At 69.1% G+C, this 20,332-nt stretch carries 16 protein-coding genes; 5 read left to right on the forward strand and 11 right to left on the reverse strand.

The window, feature by feature from the left end:
- Positions 1 to 9 precede the first annotated feature (9 nt).
- On the reverse strand, positions 10 to 876 hold the full coding sequence (locus QHF83_RS06100) for a CAP domain-containing protein (protein ID WP_282416823.1): 867 nt from the start codon (positions 874 to 876) through the stop codon (positions 10 to 12).
- Between the two features lie 197 nt (positions 877 to 1,073).
- Here QHF83_RS06100 and QHF83_RS06105 point away from each other — a divergent pair, with 197 nt between their 5' ends.
- The 3 genes from QHF83_RS06105 to QHF83_RS06115 are packed head-to-tail and all read left to right on the forward strand — an operon-like array spanning position 1,074 to position 4,312.
- A complete protein-coding gene (locus QHF83_RS06105; protein WP_282416824.1) occupies positions 1,074 to 2,465 on the forward strand; it encodes a hypothetical protein in 1,392 nt (463 codons plus the stop codon).
- A 35-nt stretch (positions 2,466 to 2,500) separates the two neighbouring features.
- Entirely contained in the window at positions 2,501 to 3,475 is a 975-nt protein-coding gene (locus tag QHF83_RS06110) for a hypothetical protein (protein WP_282416825.1), read from the forward strand.
- A 9-nt stretch (positions 3,476 to 3,484) separates the two neighbouring features.
- Complete coding sequence (locus QHF83_RS06115) at positions 3,485 to 4,312, forward strand: hypothetical protein (RefSeq protein WP_282416826.1); 828 nt, start codon at positions 3,485 to 3,487, stop codon at positions 4,310 to 4,312.
- Positions 4,313 to 4,669: 357 nt separating this feature from the next.
- On the opposite strand, the gene QHF83_RS06120 is transcribed toward QHF83_RS06115, so the two are convergent.
- Both QHF83_RS06120 and QHF83_RS06125 read right to left on the reverse strand, forming a co-directional pair.
- A complete protein-coding gene (locus QHF83_RS06120) occupies positions 4,670 to 5,953 on the reverse strand; it encodes a thiolase family protein (RefSeq protein ID WP_282416827.1) in 1,284 nt (427 codons plus the stop codon).
- 14 nt (positions 5,954 to 5,967) lie between these two features.
- Complete coding sequence (locus QHF83_RS06125; RefSeq protein ID WP_282416828.1) at positions 5,968 to 7,932, reverse strand: 3-hydroxyacyl-CoA dehydrogenase/enoyl-CoA hydratase family protein; 1,965 nt, start codon at positions 7,930 to 7,932, stop codon at positions 5,968 to 5,970.
- Positions 7,933 to 8,215: 283 nt separating this feature from the next.
- On the opposite strand from QHF83_RS06125, the gene QHF83_RS06130 reads away from it, so the two are divergent.
- On the forward strand, positions 8,216 to 8,932 hold the full coding sequence (locus QHF83_RS06130; RefSeq protein ID WP_282416829.1) for a YsnF/AvaK domain-containing protein: 717 nt from the start codon (positions 8,216 to 8,218) through the stop codon (positions 8,930 to 8,932).
- A 12-nt stretch (positions 8,933 to 8,944) separates the two neighbouring features.
- Here QHF83_RS06130 and QHF83_RS06135 read toward each other — a convergent pair whose 3' ends face one another.
- The 8 genes from QHF83_RS06135 to QHF83_RS06170 form a co-directional block, all read right to left on the reverse strand.
- The gene (locus QHF83_RS06135; RefSeq protein ID WP_282416830.1) at positions 8,945 to 10,921 is read right to left on the reverse strand and encodes a sulfatase; all 1,977 of its coding nucleotides are present in this window, start codon (positions 10,919 to 10,921) and stop codon (positions 8,945 to 8,947) included.
- 17 nt (positions 10,922 to 10,938) lie between these two features.
- On the reverse strand, positions 10,939 to 11,511 hold the full coding sequence (locus tag QHF83_RS06140; protein WP_282416831.1) for a hypothetical protein: 573 nt from the start codon (positions 11,509 to 11,511) through the stop codon (positions 10,939 to 10,941).
- A 156-nt stretch (positions 11,512 to 11,667) separates the two neighbouring features.
- Positions 11,668 to 13,608 carry a sigma 54-interacting transcriptional regulator gene (locus QHF83_RS06145; RefSeq protein ID WP_282416832.1) on the reverse strand — a complete coding sequence of 647 codons (1,941 nt, stop codon included), beginning with the start codon at positions 13,606 to 13,608 and terminating at the stop codon, positions 11,668 to 11,670.
- A 137-nt stretch (positions 13,609 to 13,745) separates the two neighbouring features.
- Positions 13,746 to 15,521: a hypothetical protein gene (locus QHF83_RS06150; protein WP_282416833.1), complete on the reverse strand. Its 1,776-nt coding sequence runs from the start codon at positions 15,519 to 15,521 to the stop codon at positions 13,746 to 13,748.
- Between the two features lie 243 nt (positions 15,522 to 15,764).
- Positions 15,765 to 16,607 (reverse strand): SDR family NAD(P)-dependent oxidoreductase, encoded by an 843-nt coding sequence (locus tag QHF83_RS06155; RefSeq protein ID WP_282416834.1) that lies wholly within the window; start codon positions 16,605 to 16,607, stop codon positions 15,765 to 15,767.
- Positions 16,608 to 16,618: 11 nt separating this feature from the next.
- Complete coding sequence (locus tag QHF83_RS06160) at positions 16,619 to 17,767, reverse strand: FAD-binding oxidoreductase (protein ID WP_282416835.1); 1,149 nt, start codon at positions 17,765 to 17,767, stop codon at positions 16,619 to 16,621.
- 12 nt (positions 17,768 to 17,779) lie between these two features.
- Complete coding sequence (locus tag QHF83_RS06165) at positions 17,780 to 18,619, reverse strand: 3'(2'),5'-bisphosphate nucleotidase CysQ (protein ID WP_282416836.1); 840 nt, start codon at positions 18,617 to 18,619, stop codon at positions 17,780 to 17,782.
- Between the two features lie 21 nt (positions 18,620 to 18,640).
- A complete protein-coding gene (locus tag QHF83_RS06170) occupies positions 18,641 to 19,582 on the reverse strand; it encodes an aldo/keto reductase (RefSeq protein ID WP_282416837.1) in 942 nt (313 codons plus the stop codon).
- Between the two features lie 115 nt (positions 19,583 to 19,697).
- On the opposite strand from QHF83_RS06170, the gene QHF83_RS06175 reads away from it, so the two are divergent.
- Positions 19,698 to 20,327 carry a hypothetical protein gene (locus QHF83_RS06175; protein WP_282416838.1) on the forward strand — a complete coding sequence of 210 codons (630 nt, stop codon included), beginning with the start codon at positions 19,698 to 19,700 and terminating at the stop codon, positions 20,325 to 20,327.
- Positions 20,328 to 20,332 lie beyond the last annotated feature (5 nt).

Genomic DNA, 20,332 nt, shown 5'->3' on the forward strand with positions numbered 1-20,332 from the left:
CGCCGCGGCTCAGTTGCAGCTCGCCTCCGTGTCGCCGCCGAAGACCGTCGTCCAGTACACGTCGAAATCGCCGCCGCCGGTCGCGCGGCCGATGCCGATCACCTTGTACGAGCTGCCGAGCATGTTCGCGTTGTGCCCGGCCGAGTTCTTCCATTGTGTGAACGTCGCGTCCGCGGCGCCGTTGCCCGCGGCGATGTTTTCGGCCATCGCGGTCTGCAAGGGACACGCGTGGTCGTAGCAGGCGTCGCACGCGCGGTCGCTGAAGCTCGAACCATTCTTTCCGTCGTGCGAGAAGTAATTCTGATCGCGCATGTCCTCGCTGTGCCCCTGCGCCGCGCGGTTCAGCGAGGTGCACGCAGCGAGCGGCGAGAGGCCATTCTGCGCGCGGTAATCGTTCAGGATGCCCAGGAAGCCCTGCTCCTCGGCGTCGAGGGCGGTCGTGGCCGGGCCGGCGCCCAGGCACGTCGCGCAGGCTCCGCAATCGGAGGCGCAGGTCATGCACGTCTCGGCGCCGCTGCAAACGCCATTGCCACAACACGCGCCGCAATCCATCGGGCACGTCTCGCAGCTCTCGCCGCCGCTGCAAACCTTGTCCCCGCAGCCGGCGCCGCCACCCGAGCTCGCCGTGGACGAGGCTCCTCCGCCCCCGGCGCCTTGCCCCGCGCCGCCTCCGCCGCCCGCGCCGCCCACGCCCGCGCCGCCCATGCCGTCGGCGCCGCTGCTCGCCGGGCCGTTTCCCACGCCCGCCGAACCGCCATCACCTTCGGCAGGCCCTTCGCCACCGCCTGCTCCGCCGATGACGCCGGTGCAGGCGCCGACCGCGAGAATCGAAATGAGCGCGAGGGAAGCCGTGCCGAAAGCCGAGCGATTTTGCATGGCGCCGATCCTACGTCGGGTACGGCGCGCGCCTCCACCGAGAAAAGGAACGATTGCGTGCTTCGCGGGCGGCGTCGGTTTGCCGGCGGCGCATTTTTCCGACAACGGAGCGCTCTCGCGGGGGGGAACATGCGGCGGCAAGCCGCGTGCATGGTGGGGAGACCTGTCTCATGCGAGCGCGGCTCCCGACTCCGACCGTGCACCGGCTGATCAGCTCCCCGCTCGGGGCCCTGCTCGATACGCCCACGTACGAACGTTTCAAGCTCGAACGTCTGCCGTTCGAGCTGCGCCTCCTGCGCCTCGGCGCGATGGCCTCGGCCCTCGGCTCGTCCGACGCGGACGAATTGATCGCGCGCCTCGGGGTGAAAAGCGAGGTGCCGATGAAGATGCGGCGCCGCCTCGCCCGAGGGCTCGTGCACTTCGCGCGGGCGCGCGCGGCGCGCGAGGAGATCTCGCGCCGCTGGGAGCGCGCATTCTGGGGCGAACCCTGGCCGCCGCCCGGGCGCGAGGAGCTCGTTCACCTGGAAATCGAGCGGCGCGTGCGCACGCGGCGGTGCCTCGTCCCCCAGCGGACGCTCGGGTTTTTCGCGGCTGATGTCTCATTTGATCCGATCGCCTTCCACGTCCCGTCGCCCGGCGAGGTCGCGGCGCGGTGGGCGCTGGAGATCGCGCGCCCGGAGCTGCTGTATGGTTTGCCCGCGGAGCTGCCCGCGATCGAGCGCTCCCGCGCGCTCCCGGGTCCCGCCGGTCCCGAATACTTGATTCGATTTCGTTCTCCCTCGCGCATCGGCGACGTCGTCCACGCCCGGGTCTTCGAGCCGGAGCGGCGCGAGGAGGTCGCGGCGACGTTCATTTACGCCGGCGGTCTCTTCACGGCCTGCGACGACGTCGTGTACTGGCCCGAGGAGGAGGCCATGGGGCGAGGGCTCGCCGCGCAGGGGTATCGCGTGATCCTGCTCGCGCCGCCGTGGCACGGGAGGCGCGCGCCGGCCGGAAAGGCGAGCGGCGAGGCGATTCTCTCGGCGGGGCCCGAGGGGCTTTTTCATCTCTGCGCGGCCGGCGCGCAGGAAATGGCGGTGCTCATTGCATGGGCCCGCGAGCTCGGTTCGTCCGTGGTGGGCATCGGGGGCACGAGCACCGGAGCGCTCGTGGCGCAGGCGGTCTGCGGGCGCGCGCGGAGTTTTCCGCGGGGGATGCGCCCGGACATCGCCTTCCTCGCCGGCGCGGCCCTGCGGCTCGACGAGGCGATGCTCGACGCGCCGCTCGCCGAGCGAATGGGTCTGTCTCGGGCGATCCTGGAGGCCGGGTGGACCCGCGAGGCCCTCGCTTGCCTGCGGGAGGTCTTCGATCCCCCGAGCGAGCCCGGCATTCCGCCGGAGCGCATTCACGCCGTGCTCGGCCTTTCGGACCCGTTTCTCCCGGCTACGCTCGGGCGCGAGCTCTTGCGAGCGTGGCACGTTCCAGAGGGGAACATAACATTGCGGCCCGGGGGCCAGGTCGGTTTGCTTCTCCACCTGGTTCGGGATTCGGATGCGCGCCTCACCATCGCGGGCGCGCTTCGCCGCGCGGCGCGGGCCGTTCGCGCGTGACGTCGGGCCGCGAAGGTGTATCCTCCGCGCCGCTCATGTCGAACTGGTCGACCTTCACCCTGCCCTTCGAGGGCCTGGAACTGCCGCGATTCCTCCTGACGCTGGAGCAGTCGCTCACCGCGTTCCCCGGCGCCCGCGTCACGTTCGTCGAGCTCGACGCAGCCGACGACCCCGACGAACCCCTCTGCGGCATCGAGATCTCGCTGCCGCGCGCGCTCGTCGAGCATCACCGCGCGCCCGAAGATCCCGAATTGCCGGAAGGCGAGGACGCCCCGAGCGCCGAGATCACGCTCTCCGCCGAAGGCGAAGAGACGACGCTCGCCGTGGATCTCGAGCGAAACGCCTACGTGATGCCCGTGCTCGTCAAGATCGTCGAGGATGTCCTCCGTCGGCTCGACGTGATCGACGAGGACGAAAGCGAAGACGAGGAAGACGAAGAAGACGAGGAAGACGAGGACGAGGAATTCGAGGACGACGAAGAACTGGACGACGAGGACGAAGACGAGGAAGACGAGGACGAGGACGAGGAGGACGAGGAGGACGAGGAGGACGTCGACGAGGACGAGGAGGACGAAGAGGAAATCGAGGACGAGGTCGGAGAGGCCTTCGAATCGCTCCGTGTCGTCGCCGCGCGTACGTTCGGGGCCATCGAAGGCGACGAAACGTCGTTTTCGCTCACGGTCTCCTGGGAGGAGCCGCCGCGCAAGAAGGGCGTCCGCGTGCGCGCCTTCGAACCCGCGTTCGCCGCGGGCGAGGGCGAAGGCGCGTCGTGGGTGGCGCTCGAATGCGAGGTTTGTCCGCTGTCGGCACTCCCGCCCGCCGAGGCGGTCGGGATCAACACGGCGGCCGATTTCCAGATGTCGCTCGACGGCGAGACGTACCTCCTTTCGACGAGTTATCCCGTGCGCGCGCTCGACGCGTCGCTCTTCCTGGAGATCACGCTCGCGCTCGCCGAGCAGGCGGACATCCTCGGTCTGGCCATCGAAGAAGGCAAGCTCGCCCGTTCCTGAGAGAAAACCATGCCCCGTCCGTTTTGCTTCACGCTGCCCTACGCTCGGTTCTCCCCGGCCCACGCGCTCGCGAGCCTGGAGGAGGCCATGGCCAATTTTCCGGACGCACGCATCGCGCGGGCCATCGTCGACATGGAGCAGGAGAGCCCGCAAGGGCTCGACATCGATATCGAGGTCGGTCCCTCGCTCCTGCCCGAATCCGCGGGCGAGGAGATACGCACCGGGACCTTGTCGGTGCGCTTCGACGGTCAGGCGGTGTCACTCGTCATCGATCCACGCGACGCGAGCGCGGTGCTGCCCGCAATCTTCGCGATCGCCGAGACGATGCTCGCAAGCGTGCGTGATCTCGCCGCCGTCGCGGCAGGTCAGGACGCCGAGGAAGAGGAAGACGTCGAGGTGGACGCCGATCCATGGAGCAAGCCGGCGTCGTTCGACGATCTCGCGCAGCGGGCGAGGCACCTGTTCTCGCTGGACGGGCGCGGCGAGACAGCATTTGGCGTGACAATCGCCTGGCAAAAGCCAGTAGGCCGGACGCAGGGGTTGCTCGCGCATGCACACACGCCGCGCTTCGAGGAGGAAAACGGAGGCGAGGCGACGTGGGTGACGCTGGAGAGCCCCGTTTGTCCAAAGAATCGTCTGACGCCGGAGGAAGCGCTACGCCGGAGCCGCTCGCTCGACGTGGGCGCGCTCTGCGAGCGGGCCGAGCATTACACGATCGTGGCGAGGTATCCGCTGCGGGTGCTGGATCGGGCGCGGTTCGTGGCAATCGCGATGGCCATCGCCGAGCAGGCGGATCGGCTGGAAGCGATGCTGACGGGCGGCAAGGACGAGCTGTAGACGCCCGCGCTCTCCACCGCGTGGAGAGCTGGTCTCATCTTGAAACCGCTGCGCTGGGGCGTTGCCCCAGGCCCCACCGGGGCTATCCGCCCCTGGACCCGGACCAGCGCAAGCGCTGGACCCGGGGTCGATGAACTGCGCGATGCGCAGTTCATCGAACGGCCAGGGCAAGACCGGCGACGACCCTGCCAACCAAGACCGCCGTGACCGGCAACGCCGTCCCTGGTCTTGCCACCGGCGTGTGGGAAGAACTGCGCATCGCGCAGTTCTTCCCCCTGAGGTCCAGGGCTTGCCCTGGTCCGGGTCGAGGGGCGGACAGCCCCCGCGGGGTCCGGGGCAGCGCCCCGGCGCGGCGGGTCAGCCCATCGACTCGAGCACGAGCGCGATGCCCTGCCCGCCGCCGATGCACATCGTGACGATGCCGTAGCGCTTCTTCGTCCGGCGCAGCGCGTAGGCGCACGTGAGTGTCAGGATTGCGCCTGTCGCGCCGAGCGGGTGGCCGAGTGCGATTGCGTTGCCCATCGGGTTCACGCGCTCCGGGTCGATCCCCATTTTTTCGAAATCGCGGACGCAGGCGAGCGCTTGGGGGGCGAAGGCCTCGTTGATTTCGACGATGTCGACGTCCTTGCCCGTGATGCCGGCCTTCGCGAGCGCCTTTTTCACGGCGGGGACGGGGCCCCAGCCCATGATTTGCGGGTCGCAGGCGGCCACGCCCATGCCCGCGATGCGCGCGAGCGGGCGCGCGCCGTGGCGCTCGGCGTCCGACTCCTTGCCGATGAGCATGGCTGCTGCGCCGTCGACGACTGCGCTCGCGTTGCCCGCCGTGATGATGCCGCCTTGCTCGAATGCGGGCGGGAGACGCGCCATCTTCGCCGGGCTCGGGTCTTCGAGGATGTGCGTGTCGTATTTGAGGACCGTGGGCGCGCCGCCGTCGTCCGCGGGGAGCGCGACCGGCTCGATCTCCTCGTCGAAATGGCCTGCGTCGCGGGCGGCTTTCGCGTTCTTGTGGGAGCGGTAGGCGAAGACGTCGGCTTCCTCGCGCTTGATGCCATATCGACGACCGAGCTCCTCGGCCGTGTTCGCCATGGCCATCTTCGCGCTCGGGTCGTAGAGGCTCATGAGGAGCATGTCCTGCAGGTGCGTGCCCGCGGGCAGGGACTTTGCCTCGATGGGGCCGTATTTTTGCGTCGCCGCGCCGACCTTCTTGCCGCGGTAATCGTAGAGGCAGAAGGGATATTGCATGCTCTCGGCGCCGCCGACCACGGTGAACGGGCGCTCCTCGTCATTGCGCAGCCCCGCGAGCAGGATCTCCGCGCCGACGCAGATTGCCTCCGCGCCGCTGCCGCAGATGCGCGCCACGGTGAGGGCGGGGACGTCCTTGCCGAGGCCGCCGCGCCAGCGCATGCCCTGCGCGCCGTAGATCGAGTCACGGTGGCTGTGCTGGGCCATGCCCATCACCACGTGACCCACGAGGCCGGGATCGATCTTCGTGTGCCCGAGCGTCGCCTTGATGGCCATGCCGCCGAGCTGGGTCGTGGAGAAACGCGAGAAAAGGCCCGGGGCCTTGTTGTCCACGAGGATATCGGCGCGCGGGGTGCGACGCCCGCCGTCGAGGATGACGATGCTGGTCTCCTTGCTCATCGAACGCTCCGATCTCATTCGTGGAGGAACGCCGCCGGTACACGCGGGCCGTTCTGGATGAAGTTCTTCATGCCGATGTCGAGGTCGACCGTCTCCTTGCACTGCCCGAAGCCCTTCGCCTCGAGCGCGAGGCCCTCGGCGAGCGAGAGTGCATTGCCGCGGCGGACGACGGAGACCAGGATCGCGTCGATGGCCCGCGAATGATGGCCGAGGTCCGTGGCGGGGAGTTTGTCGGGGACCGCGATCGGGGCCGGATCGACGGGCGCCAGCTTGATCTCGCCGGTGAGATGCTTCTTCACGAGGGCCTTCGCTTCGCCGAGGAAATCCTTCGCCGGCGCGATCGTGGCCCAGCCCCAGGCGTGCGCTTCCTTCGCGCCGACCGAGCGGCCCGTGCGGAGGAGGTCGATGGCGCGCTCGAAGCCGATGAGCCGCGGCAATCGCTGCGTTCCGCCATACCCGGGGATGATGCCGAGGTTCACCTCGGGCTGGCCGAGCACGAGCTCCGGGCCGACGACGCGGCCGTGGCAAGCCATCGAGATCTCGGCGCCGCCGCCGAGGACGGGGCCGTTCAAGGCCGCGACGACGGGCTTCTTCATCGAGGCGATGGTATCGAGCACTGCGTGGCCGAAATGGCAGATGCCCTCGCAATCGGCCGGCGTCTTCAGCGAGGCGAGCTCGCCGATGTCCGCGCCCGCGAGCGCGCCGTCCTGGCTCGTGAGAATCACGCCCTTGACCGCGTCATCACCGGAAAGCTCCTTCATCGACGCCTCGATCTCCGTGAGCGTCTCGCGGTTCAACGCATTGCGGACCTCGGGCCTTCGCACCGCGACGATCGCGAGCTCGCCGTCACGCGTGACGACGACGTTCTTGCGGAAGCGCGGCAGGTTTTTCTCCACGATGCTCTTCGGGACGTGGAATCCCGGGTGCTCGGCCGCGTAGGCGGTGCACACGGCGTGCACGCGCTCGATGCCGTACTCCTCGGCGAGCGAGAGCAGGCCCTTGCGGAAGCCGAGCGACATGCGCGTGAGCCAGTCGAGGTCCGAGGGGGCGCAGATGTTCTCGTCGGCCACGAAATAGGTGCGCGCGAAGAGCACGGCGAGGATCCGATCGAGCACCTTCTTGCCGAGCGCCTCGTCGTACCGGCCGTCGCCGCGGTTCTTCGGGTCGTGCCAGGGGCGATTGCCCACTTCGCGCAGAATGGCCGGCGGTTCGAACCAGGGGCTGCCCGTGGGCGCATCGCGCATGAGCTCCTGGCAATGGACCGTGAGCAGGTTGCCCCGGGTCAAGTCCATCACGTTGAGCGGGCCGCCGCCGCCGATCGCGTCGTTCACGATCGCGTCGACCTGCGCCGGCGTGGCCACGCCCTCGGCCACGATGCGCGCGGCCTCGGAGACGTAATTGCAGAAAATGTCGTCGGCCGCGAAACACGCGACGTCAGCCGTGATGATGGGGACCTTGCCGAGCTTCTCCAGCGTGCGGATCATGCGCTCGCCGAGCGCGTCGTCGCCCGAGAGGACGACCTCGACCGGGAGGCTGCGCCACGCGGGATAGAAGGGGTGGTTCACGAAGCAGCGCTCGGGGTGCTTCGCGTCCTTCGCGATCTCGGCGCGCGGGATGCCACTCGTGGCGAAGCCGATCAGGCAGTCGGGCCGGACCGTGGCTTCGAGCGCGGCGATGATCTTGCGCTTGATGGGCAGATCCTCGGTCGCGGCTTCGAGCACGTAATCACACGCGGCGAGGTCCGAGAGGGAGAGGGTGGGGACGAGGGCCTCTTTCACGGCGCGCGCGGCGCTCTCGGAGAGCTTTCCGCGGGCCAGGGCCTTCGTCACGTAGGTCCCGATGCGGGCCATGCCCGCGTCGAGCGCCTCTTGCTTGATGTCGTGCAAATAGACGCGGCCACCTTCTCTGGCGATGGCGGATACGAAGCCGTACGCCAGATCCGGGCCGATCGATCCCGAGCCGATCACGCCAACGATCATGTGTGAGACCACCTCCGGCGCGTCGGGGCGGCCCGCGGCCGGGTGCCTCCGAAGCAGGGCGGGCCCTTATCACCGGAGGGCCGCGGCGCCAAGGGCCCCGAGCGCGCCGGCCGTGCCCGCGCGCTCGCTCGCCTCGTCGACGTGAGCGCCCACGCCGCCACGCGTGCTCATCCGCGTCGAATGCGGCACGTGCATTGCAATTTACAACGGGAACGGTCGCCGCGGACCACGGTCTTCGCGCGCGATCGAGCGGTCCCAACCTTTTGCGGAGGAGGCGCGCATCATGGCGAACCCGTTCGTCGATCTGGTCCGGGAAGGCATGGAGGTCCGCACCGTGGACGGGCACAAGCTAGGCAAGGTGGTGTCGGTCCAGGTGGACAGCTTCGTGGTGGAGAAAGGGTTCTTCTTCCCGAAAGATTACACCATTTCCTGCGAAGCCATCGAGGACGTCCGCGAAGGGACGCTCGTGCTCTCGAAGCGCCGGGAGGAGCTCGGCATCGAGAGCGGCGGAGTCCTGGAATCGCTCGGCTTGACGCATCAAGAGCCGCTCCAGGCCGCGCTGCGGCTGGAAGAAGCCGAGCGGGCGGAGGAGGCCGCCCGTTTGTCCTTGCACGAGGAGGAGGTGCAGACGTCGACGCACACCGAGCAGGTGGGCGAGGTGCGCATTCGCAAGGACGTGGTGACGGAGGAGCGGCAGATCACGGTGCCCGTGAAGCGCGAGGTGGTGACGGTCGAGCGCGTGCCCGTCGCCGCGCGAGGCGCGAGCCGCGACGTCGCGCAAGGGAAGGCATTTCAGGAAGAATCGATCATCATACCGATCCGCGAGGAGGTGGTCGATATTCAGAAGCGGCCCGTGGTGACGGAGGAAATCGTCGTCATGCGGGCGACCGAGGAGACGGAGGCGCCGGTGAGCACGACGGTGCGGCGCGAGGTGGCCGAGGTCGTGTCGGAAGGCGATCTGGAGGCGACCGAGGTGCCGCTGCGCAAGACGGGCACATGAAGGCAGGCGGCGTCATTCGCGCGGGCGGAGCCATCCGGCGAGGCTCTCGGCGAGGCGCGCCGCCTCCGTGCCTCGCTCGCCCGCGAGATTGAAGAGCCCCTCGGGATCGGCTTCGAGATCGACGAGCACGCTCCGCCGCGCGCGGACGTCGAACGAATAAAACCACGGGTAGCTGACGAGACCGACTTCCATGGGAATTGCCGTCTCGGCATATCCCACGTTCTCGAAAAGTATCGGACGAGATGAGCCCTCGGAGCCTCCGGGCGGAGTCTGCAAGACACGGCCTGGGAGATCGCTGTCGAGGACGCCCGCAGCGGCGAGGATCGTGGGGGCCACGTCGAGGTGACCGACGGCGGACGCCGGGGCCCCCGGCTCGACCCCGGGGAGACGCGCGACGAAAGGAATGCGGATGTGAAGGGGATGCGCGAGGCCGTGGTGGACGAGGCCACGCTCGCCGAGCCCTTCGCCGTGATCCGCGAGCACGAGGAGCGTGGTCGAACTCCAGCGCGGCGAGGCGCGCAGAACGGCGACGAGGCGGCCGATCTCGGCGTCGACGAGGCGGACGGCCTCGGCATATCCAGCGGGGATCGGCTGCGGGAACAGCGCGTGATCGTGCGGCTCCATGAAATGGATCCAGGCAAAGAGGGGCGCGCGGCGGTCGGGGCGTGAGGCAATACGAGTGAACGTGTCGACGAGGTCCGGGGCACGGAGCGGGGCGCGGGCGTTCTCCTCGTGGACCCGGGAAAAACCGAGCGCGAGGGAGGGGTAATACGAGATGAGGCGGCCGCCGACGAGGGCGACGGTCTCGTACCCGCGTGCGCCGAGGCGGCGCGCGATCGTATTGGTATCAGGGGAGAGCGGCGCGGCGACGCTGCTGCGGACGGCCAGGTGGACGAGGTCGCGCTCGGGTTTGCCCGTCATGATTTGCGTGACGGCGCCAATCGTGGCCGGGGCGGAGGCGTAGGCGTGGCGGAAGACGACGCTCTCGGCCGCGAGCGCGGCCAAGGCGGGCATGTGGGTATCGATGACCCCGGCCGGGCCATACAGGCGATCGGCGCGGAGGGTGTCGATGGTGACGAGGACGATATCGCCGCGGTTGGGCGCGGACGGGCTCGGCAGGGACGTCGAGGTTGTCACGGCGGCCCCGGTCGTGGGCGGCGGGGTCATGGCGAGCGTGACCGCGTGCGCGATATCGTCGGCGAAAGGCTCGGGGCGCAGGCTCGGGAGTTCGCGCAGGAGGGCCGAGGGCAAGGTGCGGCCCATGCGGAGCAGGTGGTAGGCGCGCGCCGAGGTGCCGGTGATGGAAATCGTGGCGACCCAGGCGATTGCGCCCACGGACAAGGTGGCCTGCACGCGGCGCGGAATGCGGCGGAGGAGGGAGATGCAGGCGAGGCAAGCGGACGCGAACGAGGCGACGAGGAGCGCGACGTACGTTTGCTGCGCGTGGGGTGAACGCAAAAAGGCGAGGATCGCGGCGAGCTCAGCCCCGGCGCAGAGCGCGGGGAGGGCCCAGCGCCGGGGGGCGAGGAAGGCGAGGGCGAAGGCCACGCCGCGCCGCGCGAGGCCAAACGCGAGGAGGAAGGCCGCGGTCGCGACGAGGACCCCCGCCGCGACGAACGCATGCCGCTTGAGCGTGGCCGGCAGCGTGGTGGCGTGGTTCGTCAAGGCTATGACCGTGAGGGACAAACCACCGACGAGGAGGAGCGCAGTGAGCCGATCGACACGGCGGCTCCGCGCTTCGGGGGAATCGAAGTCGAGCTCCGCAGGCGCGAGCTTTCGCTGGACGACGGCCGCGAGGGCGAACGCGGCGCCGCCGACGAGGCCCGCGCCGAGATAGACGGCGCCCGCGGCGGCGATCGCGCCCGCGACCTCACGCAATGGCGCGGCCGGCGGCGGTCGGGAGCGGAGGACGAGCAAGACCGCGTCGGCGAGCGTGGCGCCGAGCCCCCCCGCGATCCCCGCGGAGAGCGCCCCGAGGAGCGTCCGCAAGGGAGCGTGCGGTGAAGTCACCCCTCGCCGTGCCCGCCCGAGGGCGAACGGGGGGTGATCGGGATGCGCACGGTGGCCGGCGTCGGCGCGCGCGCGCTGACCGGACCCCGCAGGCTCGGCGGCGTGCCCGTGCTTTGCGGGACCGCGACGCTCGCCGGCTGCGCGCTGATCGGGCCGCCCTGCTCGGCGCGACGCTCGATGACCTCGCGCAGGCGCGCCCGCTCGGGCAGGGTCACGACATCACCGAGAAAATTCTCGGCCTCGCGCACCTCGCGGAACGCGCGGCGATGCGGGTGGAAGGCGTCGCGGAGGATTCGCTGGATCTGGAGCGAGAGCGTGGGGCTCGCGCTGAGGACGAGGGCCGCGCGGAGCAGGCGCGGCTCGTTCCGCATCGTCGCGACGTACGCCTCGACCATGTCGGGCGGGAAGACGTTCGCGTCGCTCATATCGACGTAGACGATGTAGTTGCCCACCACCGACTGGAGCATCGCGTCGTGGTCACGCCGCCAACCAATGGCCTCGCCCTCACCGACCGGCGACCAGAACCGGACCTCGATCAGCCTGCCGACGTGGCTCTCGATGCTGTACATCGTTCGAGGGTAGCGTAACCGAGTTGCGCTTTCCCCTCAAGGCCGGCGTGCGCGGCGTGACGGGCCCCGACGAACGGCGCGGCGGGGGCGGCCCGAGGCTCGGCCCAGGACGGATCCCCGAGGGGCGATTTGGGGTTGTCGGGGCAATACGCTGGATCAGATGCCGTATTGGCGGAGCTTCTTGTGCAGGCCCTCGCGCGTGATGCCGAGGGTCTTGGCGGCGTTCGTCTTGTTGTTGTTGTGCTCGCGGAGGGCCTCGAGGAGCAGGTATTTCTCCACGACGTCCATCATGTCCTTGAGCGTGCCGCGCGCGACGCCGGCGCGGTTGACGAGGCCCTCGACCTGGCGGATTCGCGGGGAGAGGAGGTCGGGCGTGGCGAAGGCGCCGGGATCGAGCTGGATCACGATGCGCTGGACCTCGTTCTGGAGCTCGCGCACGTTGCCCGGCCAGTCGTAGGCCACCATGAGCTCCATCGCCTGCTGGCTGAAGCCGCCCACGTGCTTGCCGAGTTCCTCGGCGTAGCGCTGGAGGAAATGCGAGGCGAGCAGCGGGATGTCCTCGCGGCGCTCGCGGAGCGGCGGCAAGCGGAGCGGGAACTGGCTCAGGCGATAGTAGAGATCCTCGCGGAACCGGCCCTTCTTGACCTCTTCTTCGAGGTTTCGGTTCGTCGCGGTCACGATTCGCACGTTGACGTGCTTCGGGCTCGTGGCGCCGACGGGGCGGATCTCGCCCTCCTGCAAGGCGCGCAAGAGCTTCGATTGCAAGGAGAGGGGCGTCTCGGTGATCTCGTCGAGGAAGAGGGTGCCGCCGTCGGCGATCTCGAAGAGGCCCTTCTTGTCCTCGGTCGCGCCGGTGAACGAGCCCTTCTTGTGGCCGAAGAGCTCGCTCTCGAGGAGCGTCTCGGCGAGCGCGGCGCAGTTCTGCGCGACGAAGAGCTTGTCGCGGCGGTTCGAGCCGTAATGAATGCGCGCCGCCATGACCTCCTTGCCCGTGCCGGTCTCGCCTTCGAGCAGGACGGTGACGCGCGTGTTCACGACCTTCTGGATCTGCGCGAGGACACGCTGCATCGGCTCGCTCTGGCCGATGATGACGACGTCCTTGCCGCCGCGGCGCTTCTCCTCGCGGCCCTTCAGGAAGGTGTTCTCCTTCTGCAGGCGCTCTTCGGCCGAGACGAGGCGCTTGATGAGGCGCGCGTTGGCGACGGCGAGCGAGGCGTTGTACGCGAGGACGCCGAGGAGCTCGACGTCATGCGCGTGGAGCATGCCGGGCGCGCTGCGGTTGTCGATCTGGAGGACGCCGATGATGTCCTCGCCGCGGAAGAGAGGGACGCCGATGGTGCTGCGGATGGAGGCGCCCATGATGGACTCGGTGCGGCCGACGTCGGTGGGCGCGTCGGCCGCGAGGACGGCGGCGCGCTCCTTGACGACCTTGCGGTAGACGCTGCGCGCGACGGGCACGGGGCCACGCGGCGGGCCGGCCGCGCCGTTCGCGAGGCGCACGCGGGTCATGACGGGCACGTAGGCGGCGGCGCCGGGATCACGGCCGTCTTCGTCGTCGCGCAGGATGACGGTGGCGTGCGTCGCGCTCGGCACGAGGAAGAGCGATGCGTCGGCGACCTCGATGAGCACTTGATCGAGATCGCTGCCCGCGCCGATGCGCTTCTGCGCGGCGTAGAGCTTCGAGAGCAGGCCCGGGTCGCGCTCGATCGCCGCCGCGGCGGGGACGATCTCTTCGATGGGCTTGAGCTGCACGACGCGGGCTTTGTCGCCGTCGTCGGAGAGGGTGACGCGCAGCGCGGCCACGTTGTCGCCGGAGCCGAGCTCGACGATGTCGCCGGACTCGAGCTCGACGGGCCCGGTCTCGGGCGTCACGCGCTTGCGTTCTTCGCGACGCACGAGGGTCGTGCCGTTCGTCGAGCGCAGGTCGTGCAGGGCGGCGCGATCGGCGCCGACGACGATGCGCGCGTGCTCCCCGGAGACGTGCTGGTCATCGAGCACGACGTCGTTCGAGGGAGCGCGCCCGATGCGAACGACCTCCTCGCCGACCTCGAAGGTTCGACCCGCAGCGATCCCCTGCGTTATCTCCAGCACGAGCATAAAGCGGCGGGATACTACGCCTGGATTCGCCTGGCCGAAGAACAAAACCCTTCGAAAAACAAAGCCCCACGGGCTTCGAAAAACAAAACCCCCCTCTCCCGGCGGGAGAAGGGGGTTGGGGGGTGTGGGCGCTCGGCCTACTGGCCGCGCGCGTTCAAGCGGTAGATGACCGTCTTGAAGGGGTTGACCGCGGCGATCTTGTTGCTGTCCTTCGTCGCCTCGGCCTCGTCGACCATCTTCTGGAGCTGGCCCGCGATCGTCGCGTCGCCCTTCGCCGAGCGGCGGTCGATCACCTGCACCGAGATGTACTTCCCGGCCGCGTTCGTGATCTTCGGCAGGAGCTCGACGAGCTTCGGCCGCGCGGCGTCGCCGCCGAGCACGCCGACCATGTACGCGCTCTTCATGCCGATGAACTGCTTGTCACCGACGTGCGAGTTCGGATCCGCGAGCTTGCCGTAGTAGCAGTCGAGCTTGTCGCCGCACTCCTTCAGCAGCTCCGTGGCCATCTTGTATTCCTTCTCGTAGCCCTTGCCGAGCGTCGAAGGCTTGCCATCGGGGCCGTTGATCTTCGAGTTGAAGAGCTTGTCGACCTCGGGGATCTGGTCGGCCTTCATGAGCTTCATCGCCGTGAGCAGCGTCGCGGCGCGCATCGGCTCGAGATCGGCGTCCTCGCCCTTCGCGTCGAGCGCGTTCTTCACCATCCAGGGCACGAGGCTCGCGTCGAAGAGGTAACCCATCGTCTCGAGGAGCTGATCACGCGCGCCGACGCCGGGCGGGATCGTCATCGTGATCGAGGTCTTCTCGTAGACGCCCTGCACCGCCTTGAGCGCCGGCTCCGAGGTCGGCAGCTTGAGCAGCTCGCGGGCGATGACGACCTTGCCCGTGTCGTCGGCCTTGCCGATCGTGTCGATCATCGGCTGCACGGCCTCCTCGCGGCCGATGCTGCCGAGGATGAGCGCGGCGGGCGCGACGTGCGCCGTATCGGCCTGCTTCGTCGCGGCCTCGGGCACCTTGCCGTCCTCGCCCTTGTTCGCGAGGAGGTACTCCTCCTTCGCGTACTTCACGAGATCCGCGTCGGCGCCCTGGAGCAGCTTCACCGTCGGCTCGATCGAGGGCTTGCCGATCTTGATGAGCGCGTAGATCGCCGTCGCCTGCGCGTCCGCCTTCGTGGGCGACAGGACGATCTTGACGAGCGGCTGCACCGCCTTCGCGCTCTTCAGCTGGCCGAGGATTTCGGCGCAGGTGATCTGCCAGTAGAACTGGTCCTTGAGGACGTTGATGTCCTTGCGGTCGGCGATCGGAACCTCGATCTTCTTGATGCAGTCGCCTTCCCACGAGGGCTCGGCGAGCTCGAGCAGCGCGTCGTGCACGTCGCGCGTGATGAGCGAGGCCTTGGGCTTCGAGTGGCGCAGCTTCGAGAACGCCTCGAAGAGCGGGCCCGCCGCCTCCTTCGCCTTCATCGGGCCGACGCCGCGCGCCGCGGCGCGCACGTCTTCTTCCGTGCTGTCGGGCTTGTAGTCCTTGAGCGTCTTGATGAGGCACGGCGCGCCGCGGGGATCACGCGCGTCGGAGAGGAACTTGACGACCTTCGACTGCGTCTTCTCGTCGAGATCGCCGCCCGCGCAGATCTGCGACATCGGCTCGACGATCTTGTCGAGCAGCGGCTTGACGTTCGGACCGTTCCTGTCCTTGTTGTCCTTCGTCATCGCGTCTTCGAAGAACTGGACGAGGCGGCTCACGGCAGGCACGCGCGTGGCCGGATCCTGGAGCTTCTTGACGTGCGTTGCGGGGTCGTTCTCGTCCCCCCCACAGCCAACGACGGCGCTCGTGGCGACGGTCACCCCCGAGGCGACGACGGCCCCCAAGAGGAGCGAGCGAAGGGTGGGGTAAATTCGGCGTGCAGTGCGGAACATGTCTTCCTCCGGCGTTCCCTCAGAAGCGGCCTTGGCACGGCGGGCGTGCGCTGGATGGGTCCCAGATGCCCCCCGCATCACGACGACCACGGTGCCACTAGCGAGCGGAAACGAATGACAACGCGATGCCGAAGACCAGCGGGCCGCGTTCCCCGGAGGGCCAAGTCCCCCGGATGACTGAAGAAAGCGACCCAGCTCGCCTGCGATCTCGGGTCCGCACGCTATTCGTGGTCGCTCGACGTGTCAACGAACCCGCGAAAGCGCGAGCGCTCGGCGCAGCCCCAGCGCAAACAAACGGTCAGGCATCACACCGCGTAGGGTCGTCATCGCGAAACCATCGCGACCCACGATCGTCCGGAACGGGGGATAGGGCTCGCCGACGAGGCGCATGATGGTGCGACCCACCTCGTCCGGAGGCGGCGCGCGCCGAGCGCCGCCGATCGCGAGATCCTCGATCCTGCGGATGAGCGCGCCGTAAGGGCCCTCGTCGGCGACGTGCGCGCCGCGCTTCAGGTTCTCGAAGAAGATCGGCGTGCGGAACGTGCCGGGCGCGACGACGAGGACATCGATGCCGAAGGGCTCGAGCTCCCAGCGCAGCGCCTCGCTGAAGCCCTCCACGGCGTGCTTCGTCGCCGCGTAGATCGAGAGGCACGGCATGGCCACGCGGCCCGAGGTGCTCGACACGTTGAGGATGCGGCCGCGGCCGGCGCCGCGCATCGACGGGAGGATCGCGCGCGTGGTCGCCATGAGCCCGAGGACGTTGGTCTCGAGCTGGAGGCGCACGTCGTCTTCGGATTGCTCCTCGAAGGGGCCGCCGATCGCGATCCCCGCGTTGTTGACGAGCGCGAAGAAGGGCCCGTACTTCAGGACGAGCTCGCGGATCTTGTCGCCCGCGCCGGGCGAGGTCACGTCGAGCTGCTCGACGTCGACCGTCACGCCGCGTGCCTTGGCGGCCCTCTCGAGGGCTTCGCGCCGGTCGAGATCGCGCATCGTCGCCACGACCTTGTGCCCCGCCGCCGCGCACTCGACGGCCGCGGACAACCCAATGCCGCTCGACGTCCCCGTGATCAGGACAAGCTTGCTCACGGCCGTTGAGTTTAGCCGATGATCATCGATTCGGAGAGCAACTTGCCCTCGGCGAACCTGCGCAGGTTCCAGCGGTCGAAGAGCGGCAGCTTCGTGCCCTCGGCGATGTGCTGCGCGAGGAGCTTGCCCATCACGGGCGCCATCATGAAGCCGTGGCCCATGAAGCCCGAGGCCTGGTAGAAGTTTTCGATCGCATCGACCTCGCCGACGATGGGGTTCGCGTCGGGCGTGAGGTCGTAACAGCCCGCCCACTGGCGCAGGACCTTGACCCGGCCGAGCAGAGGGACCGTAGCCGTGAGGGCGCGCGCGTAGAGCGCGAGGAAGCGGTGGGACGAGCCCATGTCGAGGCCCTCGGGGACGTCCTCGTTGGAGATGCCTCCGACGATCTCGCCGCGCATCGACTGCGAGAAGTACAGGCCGTTCGAGAGGTCCGCGACGAGCGGCTTGAGCCAGGGCTTGAGCGGCTCGGTCGAGCAGATCTCGTGGCGGTGCGGGCGGTTCGGGAGCTTCACGTCGAGCATCGCCGCGAGGATCGGGCTCCACGCGCCGCAGGCGTTGACGACGCGGTTCGTCCGGATGACGCCCTTGTTCGTCACGACGCCCTCGATGCGCGAGCCGCGCGTCTCGAAGCCCGTGACCTCGGTGAAGGTCTCGATGTCGACGCCGAGCTTCTGCGCGCACTCGGCGTAGCCCCAGACGAACGGCCACGGGAAGACGACGGCGTCGTCGGGGTTGTAGCTCGCGAGCAGGACGCCCTCGACGTCGAGCTCGGGCACGATGCGCTTGGCCTCTTTGGGTTCGAGCAGGCGCGTCGCGAGGCCACACTCGTTCTGCACGCGCACGCTCTTCTCGAGGTTCTTCTGCGCGCGCTCGTTCCGGACGAGGAAGAGGTAGCCGCCCTGGCGGAACCAGACGTTGATCTTCATCTCGGCCGCGAAATCGCGGCACATGCGGATGCTCTCCTGCATGAGCCGGATGTTCTCTTCGCTGCCGAACTGGGCCCGCACGCCGCCGCCGTTGCGGCCGCTCGCGCCGCCGCAGAGGTAGCCCTTCTCGACGACGACCGTGTCCGTGATGCCGTGGTTCTTCGCGAGGTGCCAGGCGACGGACAGGCCCATGATCCCGCCCCCCACGATCACCACGCTGGCTCGGTCGCGCATGGTACGCGGAGCTTAGCTCAAAGCCGAGATGGCTTCGATCACGGTGTCGTAGAGCGCCGCGTTCGTCGCGACGAGGCCGTTTTCGAGCTGCAGCCCGCCGTAGGCGTAGTCGATCGGCGCGCCGTCGAGGTCCGAGAAGCGGCCGCCTGCGGCGACGAGGATCGCCTCGGGGCCGCACGTGTCCCAGAGCTTCGCGCCGGTGCCGCCGTGTACGTAAATCTCGGCTTCTCCGGTGCTGACGCGCGCGACCTTCACCCCCACGGATCCGCACGGGACGATTCGCCGCACGCCGAGCCGCTGGGCGAACGGCTCGACCAGGCGCGGGCGGTGCGAGCGCGAGACCATCATCGTGGCCTTCGAGGGATCCCCCTGATCGGAGACACGAAGCGGGCGGCGCGCGCCGTCCGGGCCTTCGACGAAGGCGACGGATGAGGTGCCGACGCGGCCGCAGAGCGCCTCGCCCGACTCGGGCATGACGACCACGCCGAGGGTCGCGCGGCCGCTGACGGCGAGGCCGATCATCACGGCGAACTCGGGGTTCCGATCGGCGAACTCGCGCGTGCCGTCGAGGGGATCGACGAAGAAGACGCGGTCGTTCTGGACCATCCTCCGCGCCTCGGCCGCGGTCTCCGGCGGGGTCTCCTCGGCGATGATCGGGACGCCGGGGAACTTCTCGGTGAGGCGCGCGCAGATGAGCGTGTTCGCCTCTCGATCGGCGCGCGTGACCGGATCGTTCGGGCCCTTCATCTCGACGGCGAATGCCGTCCGGTAGACCGCGCGGACGATCTCCGCTGCTTCGCGGGCGATGGCCAGAACGGTCAAAAGCTCCGTGTCCATGCTGGCGCTTTCCATGGTGTCTCCGCGCGGGCTCCGTCAGATCTCGACGCCCACGGCCTTGAGCCGCGCGGCGAGCTCGACCATGACCGTGTCCTTGAGGTACGGCGGTTCGCCCGCCTCGCGCTCGAGCTGATCGAACTGCGCGACCGAGCGAGGGCCGAGGATCGCCGAGGAGACGAGCTGGTTCGCCAGGACGAACCGGAGCGCCACCGAGCGGAGCGTGCCGACGTCCTCGGCCTTGGAGAAGGGGCGCAGCGCGCCGAGCTGCTCGATGCGCTTGGCGAGTTCCTTCTGGCTCCAACGATCGGCGCGATGGTCGCCTGCGTAGAACTCACGCTCGGGGCTCCAGTGGCCGGTGAGCAGGCCGTGAGCGAGGACGCTCCGCGCGAGGACGCCGACGCCGTGCTCCTTCACGTCTGCGGAGAGCGCGTGGAGATCCTTGGCGATGAAAACGTTGTAGGCGAGCTCGAGGACCTTGGCGCCGGCGCGGATCGCGGCGCGGCCGACCTCCACCGAGCCGGCACTCACGCCCCAGGCGCGTACGAGCCCGCGCTCTTCGAGCTCCTTCATGAACGCGACCGTCTCGGAGCGCCCGAGCGCGTGCTCGGTAGGGTTGTGCAGGAGCACGACGTCGAGCGGGCTGCGATCGAGCCGCTCGCGCGAGCGCTCGAAGGCGACGCGCAGGTAGCTCGGATCGAAGCGCTTCTGCGCGGGCGAGGCTTCGAGGTCGGTGCCGATCTTCGTGACGACGTAGGTCTTGTCCTTCGGCAGGCGCGCGCCGAGCTTCTTCTCCATCGCGCCGCGGCCGTAGACGTCGGCGGTGTCGAAGAGGTTCACGCCGGAGGCGACGGCGCGATCGAGGACACGATCGACCTCGGGCAAGACGACCGGCCCGTAGCCGTCGCCGGAGAGCCCCCACGTACCGAGCCCGAGCTCGGAGACTTCGAGGGAGGTTTTGCCGAGAGGCCGCTTTCGCACGGGCCTGCATTTACAACGTACGGCGGTGTCCGTCCATCGTGCATGGCGCGAGGGCGCGCCTGCGCCGGGCTCCCGATCGAGCCGCCCCGGAACCAGGGAGGTTTACGAGGGAACCATGGCGAAGGAGCCGTTTTTCGCGTCGAGGACGGAGGGGGAGAAAACCTCCGGAGGTCGGGATGTGGAGGCGGCGGAGGGCGCACACAAAGCGCTCGAGCTCGTCGCGCTGCGTGGCACCGAGGTGCTCGGCGTGCGCCACGTGCTCGATGGCGGCGCGTGCTGGATCGGGCAGGCCCCGGAGTCGATCGCGAGGATCCCGATGGTCGAATACGGAGGTCACGCCGCCGTCGTGGCCGAGGTCAAGGAGGGGCAGTTCATGCTCCACGTGCCCCCGCGCGCGAGAGGACGAACGCATGGAAAAGATGGGCTCGGCCGCCTCGTGACGGGGCCCGTGTCGCTCGAAGTGGAGGAGGGCGATCGGGCGGTGATCGTGCTCGGGCCGGTGCAGATCCGCGCGCGGCTCGTGGCGATCGAGGCGTCGGGCAAGGAGCGGGTGCGGATCCCGAACGAGACGCGTCGCCTGCTCACCGTGATGGGCGCGCTCTACGTGACGGCGCTCGCGCTCTGCGCGGCGATCGCGCCCGCGCGGCCCGAGCGGCTCGCGAACGGGTCGATCCGGCGGGCGATCGCGACGGTGACGGAGAGCGTGGCGAGCGTGAACACGACGCAAGAGTTCCCGCGCCCGTGATCCGC

The organism is Polyangium sp. 15x6 (assembly GCF_029960785.1).
Classification (GTDB): Bacteria; Myxococcota_A; Polyangia; order Polyangiales; family Polyangiaceae; genus Polyangium.